Source organism: Planktothrix sp. PLAVEN19ND, assembly GCF_057220675.1.
The window spans coordinates 3912159-3930350 of record NZ_CM170132.1 but is presented as its reverse complement, the minus strand read 5'-3'; the positions used below and the strand labels follow the sequence as shown (position 1 = coordinate 3930350).

The window sequence follows — 18192 nt, the reverse complement described above, 5'->3', positions numbered from 1 at the left end:
TGGGATAGGGAAGAATATTAAATTAAATAGTTTTATGATTATTATAAGCTATCGTTATTCTCAAAATTCAACTCAACAAAAAACCCCCCGGGGGTCACCGGAGGGGTTAGGAGTTAATCTTTCAGATTAGGCTAAACCATTGTTAGTGGTGGTTGGGTTCAACAAACCTACACTGGCTTCATAGGAGAAGACATTCAAATAGTTCACCTGTTCAATTGCAAGACCTGTATATTGAACTAAGGCTTGAGCATTAGCTTGTTTGAAGGCTGCCAAATCTAGTCCAGGATTTTTCGTTAAGAATTCATCGCTGAAAGGTTCGTGACCATCTAATAAACCTTTACCCACCATATAGGTGACAATTTGAGGATTTGTCAGTGCATCAGCCGACCCAACATTGTAGTAGGTTAAGACATCTTCTTGCACTTGAGGATCAGCAACGTATGCGTCGAAATCCTTCAACAATTCAGAAGGTTTGTTTCCTTTAATTAAACCTTCCCCGGTTGCATAAACATACAACTCATCGTTAGAAAGTTGGGAATCTCCATTGGTATCAATTTTAGGTTTATTGGTCGCAAGATCATCGGCATATTGTTCTTGATACCAAACTAAATCAACCGTTGGAGCCGTGCTAGAAATGTCTTTTTGATTTTCAGAAACGTAGTCAAAGACTTTCTTGGGATCAATATTGTAGACCTTTTCCTCACGGTAATTTTCTAACAAATCTTCCCCGCCTTGATTCACATAGTAGTCAAGATTGGTGTATTTTTTCCCATCTAAATCGTAGGAAGAAGCTTGTTCTAGGATAAAGTCTTTGAGGAAAGCTTTATCAAGTTTTTTGAGTTCCTTGGGTTCGATACCAAAAATCTCGGACAGTTCTTTTTTGTGTTCCTTAACAAATCCATCCACATCCACAGGTGCGATCGCTTTTCCTTGCGGAATTGTCACGTCTAAAGCGTGTTGCAGGATCTCCGTATCTGTGACTTGTTCAATGGGTTTGTTGAGGGTGGTTTCTAACTCGGTTTTGTAGGTTTGACTATAGAATTTATAGTCAATTTCTGCCCCCAGAATCCCACCGTAAACATAATCCGCGACCAAGGAATCATCGAGTTGAGCAACTGCCGATATATCAACGTTGTAATGGGTTGCTAGTTCACCTTTGAAAGCCGTTTTTAGGTATTCTTTATCAACGAATTCCAGAGGATTAATTCCTTGTTTAATTCCGTCGCTAAAGGCAAACTTAATAACATCTTTGTCGCTGATTTTATCAATTAGGTTGCCATTTTCGCTATGAACATCTTCGGGGTTATCGAGAGGAGGAGCAACTTCGCCATCGGGAGGAGGAGCAACTTCGCCATCGGGAGGAGGAGTAACGCCATCGTTGCTTGGGAAATAGTAATCAACAAGCTGTTGGGTGTAACCTTGCCGATAAGCGTCAACATTGATAGCGGTTAGTTGGATACTGTCATCCGGTGACACTTGTTTATAAGCATCGCTCAAAGTGATAGAAATGATGTCTTTGTCCGTCAGAGAATTAACATCTTTCTGGATTTTCAGATCAGTTAATAACTGCGTTTGTTGTTCAACACTTAACTGGTCAAATTGATAACGCAGATAGTTGACATCCAATTGATTGTAGTCATCTTTCAACCAATTTAACGCCACCTGATCATCAACTGCAACGCTATTAATCGCGCTTGTATAGGTGTCTCCGAGATAATCAAGAGCAAGATATTTATCAAGCTGAATACCCTGTTTAACTCCTTCACCATAAATGAATTGCTTGACCTGTTGCAGAGTGATATTTTTGATATCGGTCACATCTGGATAGGCTGCTTTCAAAGCATCGGTATTGTCCTTAATGTACTGTTCATAATCAACAGGGGAAAGTTTCAGCGTTTGATTCTCTGTTTTTAACAAATCCTTGAAGTCAGGACTATAGACTAACTGAATGATTTGGGCATTTGTCAAGTCTTCAACGGTGGTGAACGTTGCGTCTCCACTTCCTAAGAATTGTTTGACTTGATCTAAACTTACTTTTTGGTCAGTAATTAATTTTTCCAGTTGATCACTGACATATCCCACATCAATTGTTGACAGTTTTTGTGTAAAGGCTGCAAGGATTTGTTCGTTGGTTAGGGTAACAACATCTCCCGCTAAAACATCATTAACTGAAACACTATAAGCACCCGCTAATTCTTGAGCGTAAAGGTGACGCACATAGTTATAGTCAGGTGTCTCCGTTTGTGTTAGTTTCAGAGCTTTATCTGCACCCAGTTTAGTGTTAAAGGCTTCGTTAACCACTAATTCTTGAACTTGTTCATTGGTTAACCCATCTAACGCTTGAACATCGGTAGTCAAAACACCATTAACATCTTCCAGGGTGATCACATTGTTATCCAACAAATCTTTCAGTTGGAATTTCACATATTGTGGATCAAAGTCTGCCACTGGGCTAGTTGGTGGCACTGGCGCTGGAACTTCCGTCACCGTAAGCTGTTGAATATATTGTTCAACCGTTACACCTGCGGCTGCAATTTTTTCAGCATCTGCGGTAGTGAAATAATCCTTAATTTGTTGTTCGGTAAATTGAGTATCCGCAGGTAAACCGTATTTTGCTGACAGTTCAGTCTGATATTTAGAAATCAAGAAACCTAAATCTAAAGTATCAGGTTGAACTAACTCAATACTGTCTTCACCTAATGCGGTTTGCAAGTCTTTATTGAGTAATAATTCCGTCAGATTTGCGTCGGTAATTGCTGCTAAAGACTCAATCGGTGTAGTTAAGAATTGATTAACCGTATCGAGGGTAATTTTTCCGTCCGTAACCAACTGTTCTAGCTGATAACGACCGTAAACTAAATCGATTTTAATGGGAGTACCGCCATCGGTTGTACCACCATTATCCAGGGTAATCAGATTGGCTTTAGTTAACCATTGTTGTGCTAATTCCGGTGTAACTTCAGCTTCAGTAACTTTGGCAAATGCCGCGATTTCTGCTGCTTTATTTTCAACCAGGTAGGTTAGGACTTTATCGTTAGAAACAACCTTGGTTGTATCACCCGTAAGGGAGGCAACATTTACCCCTAAAACTTCTGCTAAAGCGGGAGCAAAGGTGGCTTTGATATAATCCAAATTCGGGGGATCTTGAGACAGTTTAATTTCAACACCCGCGCCTAAAGCGGTCTTGAATTCACTGTTATTAATAAGGTCAATCAGTTGTTTCTTACTCAACAAATCAACGCTGGTAACGGTTGTTCCTAGAACTTGATTGACTTGATCTAAGGTAACAGTTCCCGCTTCAATCAAACCACTGAGTTGAAACTCAACATATCCAGCATCAACGCTAATATATTGACTAATCCATTTTTCAGTAACTTGATCCCCACTCACAATTGCAGCACCAAAAGTGTCGGTAACGTACCCTAAATCAATCAATCCTTCTACGCTAAACGCTTTAGCTTCAGGACTAAAAGCAAACTTGATAATTTGCTGACTAGACAGTTCACTAATGTCTTTAACGTGGTAGGAATCTTTCAGCGCGGCTTCAAGTTCTTTACCGTATTTTTTGACATATCCATCGGTATCAAACCAATTGATTGTCTTAACATCAACGGTTTCCTGATCATGCAGATATTGGAGAATTTGTAAATCCGTGACTTTAGCGATCGCATCTACACCAAATGTCGCTTGAACATCTCCTGCAAATTTCACCCGGAAGTAGTCAGAATCAAGGTCATCAGACCAGCCACCAAAGACAATATCGAGTAGAACATTGGGATTTAATTCCTGAACAACGCTGACCTCAACACCATATTGAGACGCGATTTTTTCCGCGTATTCTTTCTGGTAAAATGCCAATCCATCTGCTGAGATAAATTCAGAAAGATTGAGATTCAATTTTGAGGCTTCTTGGGTGATAAACTGATAAATTTGCGCTGGGGTAATTTCCGTAACCGCAGTTACACCATAAAACGCAATTAACTGTGATGAATATTGGGTACTGAACGCTGTTAAATCGAAAGTGACTAGGCTCTTTGCCGCATCAAACTTTTCATTGCTGAAAAAGTATTTTTTCAGATCGTCTAGGGTTAATTTTTTGGAATTTTTCCCTAAACTATCGGCATATTGTGTGAGTTCGTCTGCATATTTATCTAAGCAGAATTTCACATCAATAACTGGAGATTTATCACCAAATAGAAAATCAATGATGTTTTCCGCTTTGATATCTGCTCCAAATTCAGCCGTTAAGACTTTACCATAAATTTCTTTATAGTATTCGACATCAACGACTTCACTAATTTGCTTCAGCAGTCCGAGTTTTTTACCTTCACCCGATAGGAAACCTTTGATTTGTCCATCGGTTAAGTCTTTAACATCTTTGACTTTAAAGAAGTCTTTGAGTTCTTTTTCCAGCAGTTTTTCGACTTTCTTAAAGTCAATGGGATTTCCAGTTAATCCCAATTCTTTGCCAATTCCCAGGATATAAACCTTGATTTTTTCATCCGTTAGGTTGGCAACTTCTTCCTCGGAAATTTTGAAATAAGCGGCTAACTGAGTAGCGTATTTAACGCGAGAGTATTCAACGTCAATGAGGTAATCTACATTGATACTTTCGAGAATATTTTCACTTCCAATTTCATTGGTTTGTGTGATGTCATATTTCTCGACAATTTTATCGAGATTCAACTGTTTCACATAATCCAGACCCAGGAAGGGAGAAACGGTATGTCCGTTTTTAATTCCTTGTTCTTCAATGAAATTAAGAATTTGTTCAACGGACGGATTTTTTCCTAACCCAGCGACTAATTCTTTCCCATAAACAGCTTCTAAGTAATTTAAAGAAACTGTCCAAGAGGTATCGACGTTTTGTTCTGGTGGAACATTATTAATGAACAGCAAAATCTGAAGATTGGGCAGAGCCAGGACTTGTTCAACGGAAATATTGAAGTAGGCTGCAATCTCTTTCGCGTAAACAACTTTGACGAAGTTAATATCAACGGTAGGTGAAGGATGGGTAATTACTTCAGATCCTTCTTTACTGTTGATAAATGCAAAGATTTGCTGATTACTAATGAGTTCTAAGCTCACCCCAAATTTAGCAACCAGTTCCACATTATACGTTGACCGAATGTAATTAAAGTCGATGGAACCTGAGAGTTGATCTCCACTTCCAATTCCTTCTTGGTCAAGATATTTTAAAATATCTTTGTTGGTGATTTTGTCAAGGGTTTTCTCAAGGAATTTCTCTAATTTTTTAGCATGATTTTTCTTGACAAAATCAAAATCAATGAAGACAGAGGGACTGTTTCCTGCTTCTAAACCTACTCCACTAATATAGTTGAGAATTTGTACAAAAGTGAGATTGGAAACAGAGGCAACTTGATAGAAACTTAGTAGTTGTTGGCTATAAGCTTCTAGGTAACTCTTAATATCTACATAGGCTGAGGTATTAATCCCCAGCTTTAATCCATTTTCTTTGATGAAATTGAGAATTTCACTATCTGTAATTTTGCTGAGATCCTCAACTTTTAAACCCGCTTTCAGTTCAACCCCATAGGTGATTTTAATATAGTCAAGATTGAACAATTCTGAGGGAAGTTCCGCAGTTGGTTCTAGTGTGGGAACGGGTGTTGGTTCAACCGTTGGTACGGGTGTTGGTGTTGCGGTTGGTGCGGGTGTCGGTTCAACCGTTGGTACGGGTGTTGGTGTTGCGGTTGGTGCGGGTGTCGGTTCAACCGTTGGTACGGGTGTTGATGTTGCGGTTGGTGCTGCAGGTGTTGTGGTTGGTGCGGGTGTCGGTTCAACCGTTGGTATCGGTGCGGGTGTTGCGGTTGGTGCGAGTGTGGGTGTGGGCGTGGGTGCGGGTGTGGGTGTGGGTGCGGGTGCTGATAGCGATGCCTCAATAAATTGCTTGATTTGCTCAATACTAATTACTGAGAGGTTACTAACCTTAAATTGTTGCAGAATCTTAGTAACAGAAACGTTAGGATTGAACGGACGATTTTCCCCCAGACCAAATTCGAGAAAATGAGCGATCGCACTAATTTGACCTGACTTAACAGCCAACTTAATATCTGGGTTTGCTTCTAAATAATACTTGACATTCAAGAAGGACTTATTGCATTCTCGACCTTCAAATTGACCCACATTAAAAAAGTGGAGAATCGGATTGATTAGACCCTCTTGAGCTTGGACTGCAACATCAGGATTAAGTGCTAAATAATCTTTGAGTTTGAAGACAAAACTAAACTTTCGTGTTTCATCTATTCCCTGCTCCAAGAAGTGTTCACTAGCATTGGTCAAACCATCTTGAACAGCTTGCTTAACATCAGGATTAAGATTGAGATAGTCCTGAATATTAAATAGAGGATTCCAGGGACGGTTTTCACTCTGTCCAAAATCAACAAAATGTTCAGCAACACTTAAACCCTGTTGTTCAGCTACAAATTTGAAATCTACATTCAGCTTTAAGTATTCACGAACACTAAATAGATTACTAAATTCCCGATTTTCATAAATTCCATAGAGTAGAAAGTGTTCTTCTGGTGTTATTAAGTTGGCTTCAACGGCTAGTTTAACATCGGGATTGAATTTCAAATAAGCATCTTTATCAAACAGCTTATCTAGTTTCTTGAAGAATTTATCGGGTTTGTTGGCTAATTTGCCCAGTTTGTCACCCAATTTGTCTAATTCTTTTGAAAATTTGTTCAGGTCATTCATGGTTTTTTCAACCTTGTAATCTATACGACACAATAACGGTATTCTTGCAGATCCATTCTGAAACTATCGAACCGAATATCAATCAAGGATTGAATATTATTCGATTCTGATTGTTTTTTCTGCCCATATTCACTCTAAAACATTGATTTAAGATGGTTATGAATCCTTTATGAGAAAAATCTTAATTTTAGAGTTTTATCAGCTTATTTTTTTAATTTAAACGACAAAAACTTGCCCTATTTTTGTTTTTTAGGTGGACTTTTTGAAATTTAAACCACAAACTTTTTCTTTAACCCTTTTCAAAAATTAGGTTAAAGAAAGACAGTGATTAATTTTAATTCAAATCTCCATTGACTTTGTTATTCCTCACCCACTTAATTTTAGTATTCCCTTAGTTGAGGCAAGAGATAACAGTTTTTAAAATATTGTTAATAGCCTGAGCCATAGACACAACATAGCCTGGCTATTTGTAAGCAATAGATAGCTAATTTTCGCGCTTTTTCAAAAAAAATCCCCACCGGACTTTGCTTGTATCCCAAAGTCACAATATTTGATCGTTAAATGTCCCTGATGAACCAACCGCAGATCGGATAAAACCAATAAAACCTATCCTGATCACTAAATCTGTCCCAATCGCTGGTTACGACCGGGTTACCGCCGTGGACGTTCTGTTGAGTTCAAAAGTTCCCAGAAGTTTCAAGACACCAGACGATAACCCATCCCCCGTACCGTTTCAATCCGTTGACCCCCTAACTTTTTACGCAGATAACCCACATAAACATCAACAATATTCGAGCCTGGATCATAGTCATATCCCCAAACCTGATCCAATAGTTGTTCCCGACTCAACACTTGACCCGGATGGCGCAAAAACGTTTCTAACAGTTGAAATTCCTTAGCCGATAGAGTAATCGGTGTTTCCCCCAAACAGGCTTGACGGGTATATAAATCCAGTGTAATCTGGCCAACAGTTAAAGCCTTATCTTCGTTACTCATCAATGGGGGATGATGTCGCAAACGAACACGAATCCGAGCTAAAAGTTCTGCAAATCGGAAGGGTTTAGTCACATAATCATCTGCACCCCCCTCTAATCCTGCTACCTTATCCGTAATATCATCCCGGGCGGTCAAAATAATAATCGGAATTTGTTCTCCCTGACCCCGTAATTGTTCTAAAACTTGAAACCCATCTTGATCAGGAAGTCCCAAGTCGAGAATCAATAAGTCAAACTCATGGGCGAGGGCTTTTTCTATAGCTTCCTGTCCATTGCGGGCCAAAGTTGTGATAAATCCATTCGCTCGCAGTCCCTTTTCCAGAAAGGAGGCAATTCGGGGTTCATCTTCAGCAATGAGAATTCGACTCATGCGGTCATACCTAGGATGCTTTAAAACGTAGATGCGGATTCCTAACTCACAATCGAATTTTAACATAGACAGGACTTACGCAGCTACACTATATTTAGAGTAGCCAGGGTTAAGAATAGCATTTTCTAGTGGGACTTAGATATTTTCTCGTCGCCAAAGGGCTAAAACCCTTAAATTAATAAATACTCTTGGTTATCGGAAATTTTGGGTTTAAAACCCCTAAGTTCCACTTAGGCTTTTTATTCTATTTTAGTGTACACTAAAGAAGAAGGTTTTAAACCAAGGCAATGAAGCTAAGATATCGATACAGAATCTACCCAACAGACCAACAAAAGAGGCTGATGTCTCAATTGTTTGGTTGTTGTCGTGTAGTTTTTAACGATGCCTTGGCTTACTGTCAAGACCAATACCGTGCGGGTAACAAAAAACCTTCTAGTAGTGAACTATCTAAAAGACTTACAGAACTAAAAAAAACCGAAGAAAAAGAATGGTTAACAGAAGTTTCCTCTGTTCCCTTGCAACAATCTTTGAGAGATTTAGAACAGGCTTATTCTAACTTTTTTAAATCCTGTAAAGTCCAAAGAAAAGGCAAAAAAGTTAAACCACCCAGATTCAAGAAACGTAAATCCAAGCAATCAGCTAGATTTACCGATAATGGGTTCAAACTTTATCCTGACTCTAATTACATTCACCTGGCTAAAATAGGTGATATCAAAGTAATCTGGAGTAGATTATTACCCGCAGTTCCTTCTAGTGTCACCCTAATCAAAGATAGTGCTGATAGATATTTTGTTAGCTTTGTGGTTGAGTTTAACCCCAAACAATTACCCAAGAATGGACAAAGTGTTGGAATTGACTTGGGAATCACTGATTTTGCTACATTAAGTAACGGTGAAAAAATTAAATCACCTAAACCTTTAAAGAAACAATTAAAGCGTTTAAGGAAATTACAACGTAATTTGTCAAGGAAACAAAAGGGTAGTAAAAGAAGGGAGATTGCTAGAAAGAAATTAGCTCAACTTCACGCTAAAATTTCTGATACCAGAAATGATTTTTTACATAAACTGTCAACTAAGATTATTCGTGAAAATCAAACAATAGTCTTGGAAGATTTGAATGTGTCAGGGATGATTAAGAACCGAAAATTAGCCCGTGCCATTAGCGATTTAGGTTGGCGTAGTTTTAGAACCATGTTAGAAGCTAAATCAGTCATGTACGGGCGGGATTTTCGAGTAATTGATAGATGGATTCCCACTTCTCAAATTTGCTCTTGTTGCGGTTTTCACAGTGGCAAAAAAGAGCTAAATATTAGAGAGTGGATTTGCCTCAATTGTGGAACTTCTCATGACAGAGATGTTAATGCCGCAGTAAATATTTTAGCCTGCACTGAGCCCCATTCGACTCCGCTTATGACAGGCTTCGACTGCGCTCAGGACAACCTAGGTCGAAGTGTCGCCGGAGGGCATTCGGAGACTTTAAACGGACGTGGAGGCAGACATAAGACTACCGCCAAGATAGCAGTAGCCCTTGAAGCGTCAACCCATCCAGCATTTGAGCAGCTATCAATTTTTGATCTGCTATGCGTCTAATTATTCCTAGCTTTCAAAAACTTGCCCTGCGTGCTATTCTCGTGTTTTCTTTTGTCATACAAATTTAGGATTAACGGGGTGGTTGTCTTTACGAAATGGACACAGAGCGATTAATAAAGTAGCAAGCCAATTACAAAACGAGATTAGCGATCGCATTGAGCAAGAACTATAATTCTATCAGAATCATCAAAACCTTAATAGTATTTTAAAGTTCTTGCTGATCAAAAATAACCATCAATAATTAATATAAGTAAATTTATGACAGATATGACCTATTACCCAAGTACGATTTTAGTAGTAGATGATATCCCTGCTAATTTAGGAATCTTAGCGAATTTCCTCAATGAAGCGAATTTTGAAGTTTTGGTGGCGGAAGATGCAGAAAGTGCCATGCAAAAACTAGAATATGTGATTCCTGACTTAATTTTATTAGACGTAATGATGCCAAAAATGGATGGATTTGAGATGTATGAACGATTGAAAGAAAATCCTTTATATAGTCAAATCCCAGTAATTTTTATTACGGCTCTTTCCGAAACAGACAATATTGTCAAAGGTCTTTCTTTAGGAGCAGTAGATTATATTACCAAACCTTTTCGTAAAGAAGAAGTTTTAGCTAGGATTAAAACTCATTTAGAATTGCAAATTTTAACTGCAATTCTTGAACAAAAAAATCACTGTTTATTACAAGAAATTGCCGAACACAACCAAGTTCGTACAGACTTGAATCAGTTAAATCAAGAATTAGAAATTCGAGTAAAAAAACGCACCTCTGAACTTTCTCAAACCTTGGAAGACTTACGCAGAAGTAAAGCTCAATTAGAATATAATGTCTTCCATGACTCCTTAACGGGTTTGCCAAATCGTGACTGGTTGATGAAGCGATTGCAGGAGTTAATTGCAGCTAAGGCTAGTTATTCTGTTTTATTTATTGACTTAGATCGCTTTAAAATTATTAATGATAGCCTGGGACATTTAGCCGGAGATGAGCTATTAAACTGTGTGGCAAATCGGATGCAAGGATGTTTAAAACCTTCCCAAACAGCAACGAGGATGGGTGGGGATGAATTTGTAATTTTAGTAGAAACGGAAACAGGGATTTCCGTCGCTCAACAACTATTAGAACAGTTTAAGTTACCCTTTAATTTTAATGGGGGCTACGAAGCAATTATAGAAGCGAGTATTGGCATAACTTCTAGTGTCATGGGTTATCAACAACCGATGGATATTCTTAGAGATGTAGATATTGCCATGTATCAAGCTAAAAAGCGGGGGAGTGGTAATTATCAGGTTTTTGATCCGCAAATGCAGGCCGATGTAATTACACGCTTACAATTAGAACAAGATCTGCGAAAAGCAATCTCCCAACAAGAATTTTGTTTGTACTATCAACCTATTGTTTCCCTGATCACTCAAGAAATTAAAGGTTTTGAAGCTTTAATTCGCTGGAATCATCCCGAAAAAGGCATGATTCCACCGGATGAATTTATTCCTATGGCTGAAGAAATAGGATTAATTAACCCTTTAGGTTGGTGGATTTTACGCGAAGCTTGCAATCAGTTAAGACATTGGCAAGATCAATTACCTGACGTATCTTTGACAATGAATGTTAACTTTTCTCCGCTGCAATTCCAGCAAATTAATTTATTTGAAAAGATTGCAGAAATTGTACAACAAACTGGTATAACTAAAAATACTTTAAATATAGAAATTACTGAAAGTTGTTTATTTAAAGAAGCAAATTTAAACTTTAAATTTTTAAAAAATCTTGGTGTTGGTATATGTATTGATGATTTTTGTACAGGCTACTCCTCATTAAATTTACTCAAGGATTTGCCCATTGATATTTTAAAAATTGATCGTTCCTTTTTGGAAAATCTGAATCGAAATCCCAATGATACAATTCTCATGCAAACAATTATATTATTAGGTGAAAATTTAAAAATGGAAGTTGTTGCCGAAGGAGTTGAGACTCAAGAACAAATAGAAATTCTTAGAGAACTAGGATGTATTTTCGGACAAGGTTACTTTTTTTCCCGCCCCTTAGATAGTGAGAATGCCACGCGGTTCATCGGCTTATAATTAAAAAAAATATTAGGGGATTCTCAAGTATCAATTTGATTTCTATTAAGTACCTAAACAAAATTAATTACAAGTCCTTTACCCTATTCCCCGTTCCCTGTTCCCTCTCTCAACTAGGTAATTTATTTTGTGCAACTACTTATTGGGTTTATAATCATTGATAAATAATCGTAATTGTTTTTCTTGAAAACTTCCAGCTAATTCCCCTAATCGTTCGGCAAAGGGGATATATTTTGCATCTAATTTTTTTAATTGTTCCAGTTGTTTAGTAACGGCTTTTAAATTACCTCTCATTACCAAATCGTACAAAATTACAAGTTCTTCATCCGGTGGTGGTACTAAAAAAGAAACTGAATCTGATTCTACAGATTGATTGACATTTTTATCAAGTTCAACTGACTCTTGATATGTCCAAGATATCCCTAAATGCTTTTGTAATAATGCAAATAACTCGGCAGCTTGTATGGGTTTGGGTAAAAAGGCATTTGCTCCCACATCTAAACTCTTATGCTGATCAGCTTCAAATACGCTGGCGGAAGAAATGATAATCACTAAATCTTGCAATTCAGGTTGAGAGCGAAGACGACTTACTAACTCGAAACCATCCATTTCTGGCATGACTAAATCAGTAATAACGGCATTAAATTGGACAGAATTAACTTGTTCTAAAGCCTCTTGAGCATTAGCAGCTTCTAAGACTTCAAAACCCAAGGGTGCTAATAAATTAACTAGCACAGATCGGTTTTCCCACCGATCATCAACTGCGAGAATTTTCAGTTTAGTTCCCCCATAACCCGCGATCACAGTTTTTGGCTCAATGTTGCATGATTCCCATTGACTAGCAGAAGGGATGTCTAAATCAAACCAAAACTGACTACCAGTATTTAACTGACTGTTAACTTGAATACTGCTACCCATCATTTCAACAATTTTTAAGCTAATTGCCAATCCCAAACCAGTTCCTTCTGACCTCTTATCAGTATTACCCACCTGTTCAAAAGGTTGAAAAATTTTCTGCATTTGCTCTTTACCGATACCAACTCCAGTATCTTCAATTTGAAAGCGGATAGTGTTGATAGCCTGTAATTCCTGGGTATTAGGTTCTAAGGGTACTAATTTTATCAGTTGAACTTTGAAAGTAACGCCTCCACAATCAGTAAATTTAACCGCATTACCCAAGAGATTAATTAAAACCTGCCTTAAGCGTTTTTCGTCCCCGTGCAAGTTGTCGGGTAAAGAAAAGTCAAATTCACAAGTAAAACTGATAGATTTTTGTTCTGCTCTGAGACGAAAGATTTGGCTAACATCCTCTAAAAATGCCCCAAAATTAAATGGCGTTGGGTAAAATTCTATTTTTCCAGCCTCGATTTTAGAAAAGTCGAGAATGTCATTAATTAAAGTAAGTAAATGAGAACCACATTGATAAATAATTTTTACGCTGAGCACATTTTGAGAGTCTAAATTTTTTGCACCCATGAGGATTTGAGCATAGCCTAAAATCCCATTCAGGGGAGTGCGTAATTCGTGGCTCATGTTTGCCAAAAATTCACTTTTGGCTTTATTCGCAGCGTCAGCAGTTTCCTTGGCTATTTGCAATTCTATTTCTGTTTGTTTGCGATCTGTAAGATCGGTATGAGAACCAAGTAAACGCATGGGTTTGCCTTCTGCATTTCGCTCGACAATCCGACCTCGTGATAGTATCCATCTGTAGCTACCATTTTTGTGCCACATCCGAAATTCGCAACTATAAGGTTCATTACAGTCACTTTTTAAATGCTCTCCTAAAAAGTCTAATACCTGGTGCAAATCATCGGAGTGAACCAGTGTTTCCCAAGAACTAAATAGGTTAGGAATTTCCTTGTCTTCATAGCCTAGCATGGCTTTCCATTGGGGTGAAAAATAGATCGTATCGGTTGTGATTTGCCAGTCCCAGATGCCTTCATTCACACTTTCTAAAGTTAGTTGATATCTTTGTTCACTTTTCTTGAGTATCTCTTGTATTTCTTGGCGATCGCGTATTTCTTGCTCTAATTCTTGGGTTCTTTCGGCAACTTTTTGTTCTAAGGAGTGCGAATAATCTTCTAATTGCTCGTAAAACTGCTTGAGTTTCTGACTCATAAGATTAAAAGCATTAGCTAAAGCATTGACTTCTTCAATGGCGGAAGTATTTATTGTTTGATCGAAATTACTATCAGCTATTTCCCTTGCTGCTATACCCAAATTTTGAATGGGTTTAGTAATCCAGGTAGAAGTGACAATTCCCGAAATAATTGCCAAAAATAACGCTAAAAAACATAGTAAAATTGTTGTCTGTTTGCTGGCATTAATTTCTCCCATAAAATCGTTTTCTGGAATGGCAATTACAATTAACCAATCAATACCTTTACCGTCTCGAAAAGGAACAACTTGTACAAATTGTTTTTGTCCATTGATAAAAAAAATCAACTTTTGAGAACTTTGAATAGAATTGAGATTTTTAAATTTTGTTACTAAATAGTTGGCGGTAGCTTGGGTTAAAATATTTTTGCTATCGGTGGCTAAAAATCTTTGTTTATTGCGGTATGGCTTTTCTGACGTAGAAGTAGCCACTAGCATTCCGCTTCTTTCCATAATAAAAGTTTGTCCCGTTTTTCCTACTTTTAAATCTTGCAAAAAATTCCCAATCAAGGATAAACGTAGAACTGCAAATAAGGCTCCAGTAATTTTTCCATTTCGATCAAAAAGAGGCTGATTAGCTGTAATTATTGGAGTGTTAACAATATCACCAAAATCAATTTTACTCCAAGTATTTTTTCCAGATTTTGTGGCTTGTTTGTAGATTTTAATATTTCGCGGATCGAAATTTTTAAATACTTTAATTAATTTGGTTCTTTCACCCTTAGTCCCAGCCAAATAAATATATAGCTGATTCGGCTTTGTTGTACTTGTTGCTTGAATTAATACTTGTCCTTCTTCGTTACTATTAATAGCTATACCCTGACCTTTTTCAGTAATCATTACCATGCCATTGACGTTATGAAAAGTATTTTTTTGTTTCCAAAAATGACGCTCCCATGCTGTCAGGTCTTCTGTGTTTAATTGACCTAGACTAATAGCATCAGCATTAATTTGATTAACTAAACGAGGTGTGGCTAAATAGCTATGTAAATTTTGTTCAATTCTCGTGGCAATTTCACCGCGCAACTGTTCCGCCAGATCATTAACAGCTTTCTCTCCATTTTTTAGCGAAAAATACCCCGTTAACCCCACAAAGGCAAAGATTTGTAAAATAAAAGGAACAATTAAGACACCGCGTAACGGAATTTTCCGAGAATTATCAATATTTTGATCCATAATGCAAAAAATGTGTTGATCCACACTCTACATATCACAGGACTTAGGCAATTACACCATATATAGCGCGCAAAAACCGAGTCTACATAATATATAGCAATTACACAATGACCCCAAAATCTATAATTTGGGTTGCCCCCCATAAAATTAGAACCAAATTTGACTACAATTGGAGTCGAGTCTTGCTAATCGTGGGCAGGAAACTTGCGAATTAAAGGTGTGAGTGATTGGATATGGTAACGGTTTGGATTGGGAATTTGGCTTGGGGAGTGGGTTCTATCGTCGGAGCAGAAATGGTAAGGGATCTTTATCATGTCGCGGCTCATGTTTTCCCGCCCTTAATTCGTTTACACAATTGGCATCATCGGGTATTCCGCCCAGATTTAACTCCCGTGAGTCAGGAAATTTATCGCCAAGCCCATTGGTATAATGATGTCCCCGAAGCCGGGGTGATGTTCAGTTTCAGTTTGATATTTCTGGCGATCGCCCATATTTACACCCCCGAACACCAGGGATTTGCCCTTCTCGGTTGTCTTTATACCCTCAGTTTCCTATTCTCCGCCATTGCCCGAGGTTTGGGAATTCCCAATGCGGATCAATTGACGGATTTGACCCATACTCCCGGGGAATTTGACCGTCCTCCCGCTCCTTGGATGGTGAATCGAACTTACCATTGGCGGCATCATTTTGATAATCAAAATGCCTATTTTTGTGGAACTTTGACTTTATTAGATAAAATCATGGGAACGGCACTTTCACTCAAGGGGAAAACCGTTGCTGTGACTGGAGCATCGGGAACTCTCGGACAAGCTCTTTTATTTCATCTCCATGCTCAAGGGGCAAAAGTTCTGGCTTTGACCTCCGGTGACCAACCCTTGAGTTTAACGGTTGAGGGGGAAACAATCCCGATCAAAACCGTAACTTGGCAAGTCGGACAGGAACAACAATTAGGGGAGTTATTGCAAAAAGTAGATATTTTAATTATTAATCATGGAATTAATGTTCACGGTCAAAGGACTCAAGATGCGATCAGTCAATCCTATGAGGTGAATACGTTTTCCGGTTGGCGTCTATTAGAATTGTTCCTGAGTACCGTTAAAACTAACGCTGATATTGCTAAAAAGGAAGTTTGGGTGAATACATCGGAAGCAGAGGTTGGGCCAGCGTTAAGCCCCCTCTACGAACTGAGTAAACGGACTTTAGGAGATTTAATTACTCTGCGTCGTTTGGATGCACCCTGCGTGATTCGTAAATTAATTTTAGGGCCATTCAAAAGTAACTTAAACCCGATTGGGGTGATGTCTCCTAACTGGGTTGCTAAACAAGTGATTAAACAGGCTCAAGCAGATGTTCGTAATATCATTGTTACGATTAATCCTTTAACTTTTATTGCTTTCCCGATTAAACAATTCTGGGTTTCTACTTATTTTAAATTGTTTAGTCGCCAGCCTAATTAGGGAATTACTAATTACGAATTACGAATTACGAATGGGTTATGAGTTATGGGTAATAGAAAGAGTTTACCTCCCCTGCTCCCCCTACTCCCCCTGCCTCCCCTACTCCCCTACTCCCCCTGCCTCCCCTGCTCCCCTACTTCCCCTGCTCCCCCTGCTCCCCCTGCCTCCCCTGCTCCCCCTGCCTCCCCTGCTCCCCTACTCCCCTACTCCCCTACTCCCCCTGCCTCCCCTGCCTCCCCTGCCTCCCCTGCTCCCCTACTCCCCTACTCCCCTGCTCCCTGTTCCCTGTTCCCTAAGCAAATAAACTATGGTGAGTAATCGTTAAAAGGGTGACGGGGTTGCAGGAAGAAAAACGGGTGAAATGATTAATGGGAACCCCCTGAGATAACTGGACATTGAGAATTCGATGACTCCAACTCCCCTCAATACGTTGTCGTTGTTCTAACCAATTTAAAGCCGCGTTTAAATGTTCAATGGTTTCTAAGGCTAAAACAATTACACCACCAGGACTTAAACGAATACTACAAATCCCTAATATTTCGCCTAAATTTTTTTCACATCCCCCCATAAAAATTCGATTAGGAGAACGTAAATGATGTAAAATATCTGGGGCTTCTCCATGAATTGAAATCATATTATTCACTTGAAACCGTTGGCGATTTTGTTCAATTAAGCTGGTTCCGACCGCTGTTTTTTCAATTGCATAAATGGTAGAATCAGGAAAAATACGAGCAATTTCTATAGAAACTGAACCCATTCCGGCGCCAATATCCCAGATTGTTTGTTTGGGTTGTAATCCTAATTCTCCCAAGATTAAACTCCTCACTTCCCTTTTTGTCATTAGTTCGGGGCGATCGCTATAACTTAAAAATAGTTGATCCCGAATGCCAAAAGTCGGAAGTTTAGATACATCTAAGGGTTCTAGGGATGATCGAGATTGACGTAGTAAGATAACAATATTTAAGGGTGAAAAAACTTGATTTTTTAGTATTTCTATATCCCATTGTTGCACCTTTTCATCCCTTCCCCCTAAATTTTCACAAACCCAAAATTGATAACAATTAGGTAAATCTAAACTTCTGATTAATTGGGCGATCGCGAAGGGATTATAAATAGTATCCGTTAAAATTGCTATTTTTTCTATCCCCTGTTGTAAGGCTTGGATTAAGGTTTCCATCGCCGGACTCTGGGCTCGGAGAATTTGAGCATCTTGCCAAGGGGTTTTAATCCGATTAAAGGCTAACTGAATCGAACTAACATGGGGATGAAAGGTTAATTGTTCGGGGGAAAATTCGGCTATCAATAAATGACCTAATCCAAAAAATAACGGATCACCTGCTACCAAAATTACAATATAATTATTACTAGATTGTTTATTTTCGACTTCCCATCTAATCAGTTGTTGACGAATGGCGACAATGGTTTCTGTTAAATCTCCCAAGGTTAACTGGGTGGCTAAATGTTCAGGAAAATAACTTAAATGGCGATCGCGTCCGACTAATACCGTCGCTCCCATAATTAAATTAAGCACAGACTCACTCAGTCCTGATGCCCCTTCTAACCCAATTCCAATAACATGAATCATCAATCAGGATTTCCTATTGCCCGTTGCCCTTTCCCCGTCCCTTCTTCAACAGGTGTTGATC

At 38.6% G+C, this 18192-nt stretch carries 7 protein-coding genes; 3 read left to right on the top strand and 4 right to left on the bottom strand.

Annotated features, from left to right (window positions below; translation table 11 throughout):
- Positions 1 to 126: 126 nt before the first annotated feature.
- Complete coding sequence (locus AC2D3N_RS16895; RefSeq protein WP_484691555.1) at positions 127 to 6720, bottom strand: hypothetical protein; 6594 nt, start codon at positions 6718 to 6720, stop codon at positions 127 to 129.
- A gap of 696 nt (positions 6721 to 7416) precedes the next feature.
- Positions 7417 to 8085 carry a response regulator transcription factor gene (locus AC2D3N_RS16890; protein ID WP_079678457.1) on the bottom strand — a complete coding sequence of 223 codons (669 nt, stop codon included), beginning with the start codon at positions 8083 to 8085 and terminating at the stop codon, positions 7417 to 7419.
- A gap of 287 nt (positions 8086 to 8372) precedes the next feature.
- Here AC2D3N_RS16890 and AC2D3N_RS16885 point away from each other — a divergent pair, with 287 nt between their 5' ends.
- Both AC2D3N_RS16885 and AC2D3N_RS16880 read left to right on the top strand, forming a co-directional pair.
- Positions 8373 to 9674, top strand: coding sequence for an RNA-guided endonuclease InsQ/TnpB family protein (locus AC2D3N_RS16885; protein WP_484691554.1), 1302 nt, complete (start codon positions 8373 to 8375; stop codon positions 9672 to 9674).
- Positions 9675 to 9932: 258 nt separating this feature from the next.
- Entirely contained in the window at positions 9933 to 11756 is a 1824-nt protein-coding gene (locus AC2D3N_RS16880; protein WP_484691553.1) for a two-component system response regulator, read from the top strand.
- Positions 11757 to 11891: 135 nt separating this feature from the next.
- Here the strand turns inward: AC2D3N_RS16880 and AC2D3N_RS16875 are convergent, their stop codons facing one another.
- Positions 11892 to 15089, bottom strand: a complete 3198-nt coding sequence (locus AC2D3N_RS16875; protein WP_484691552.1) for an ATP-binding protein — start codon at positions 15087 to 15089, stop codon at positions 11892 to 11894.
- A 233-nt stretch (positions 15090 to 15322) separates the two neighbouring features.
- Between AC2D3N_RS16875 and AC2D3N_RS16870 the strand changes: the two genes are divergently transcribed.
- Entirely contained in the window at positions 15323 to 16546 is a 1224-nt protein-coding gene (locus AC2D3N_RS16870) for a bifunctional sterol desaturase/short chain dehydrogenase (RefSeq protein ID WP_079678460.1), read from the top strand.
- Positions 16547 to 16838: 292 nt separating this feature from the next.
- Here AC2D3N_RS16870 and cbiE read toward each other — a convergent pair whose 3' ends face one another.
- A complete protein-coding gene (cbiE, locus tag AC2D3N_RS16865; protein ID WP_484691551.1) occupies positions 16839 to 18134 on the bottom strand; it encodes a precorrin-6y C5,15-methyltransferase (decarboxylating) subunit CbiE in 1296 nt (431 codons plus the stop codon).
- Between the last annotated feature and the right edge of the window lie 58 nt (positions 18135 to 18192).

What these genes read in the sequence shown, in the direction of transcription:
- AC2D3N_RS16875 (WP_484691552.1), bottom strand. Translation starts at nt 15,089, where the DNA reads ATGGATCAAAATATTGATAATTCTCGGAAAATTCCGTTACGCGGTGTC.
- AC2D3N_RS16895 (WP_484691555.1), bottom strand. Translation starts at nt 6,720, where the DNA reads ATGAATGACCTGAACAAATTTTCAAAAGAATTAGACAAATTGGGTGAC.
- AC2D3N_RS16880 (WP_484691553.1), top strand. Translation starts at nt 9,933, where the DNA reads ATGACAGATATGACCTATTACCCAAGTACGATTTTAGTAGTAGATGAT.
- AC2D3N_RS16870 (WP_079678460.1), top strand. Translation starts at nt 15,323, where the DNA reads ATGGTAACGGTTTGGATTGGGAATTTGGCTTGGGGAGTGGGTTCTATC.
- AC2D3N_RS16885 (WP_484691554.1), top strand. Translation starts at nt 8,373, where the DNA reads ATGAAGCTAAGATATCGATACAGAATCTACCCAACAGACCAACAAAAG.
- AC2D3N_RS16890 (WP_079678457.1), bottom strand. Translation starts at nt 8,085, where the DNA reads ATGAGTCGAATTCTCATTGCTGAAGATGAACCCCGAATTGCCTCCTTT.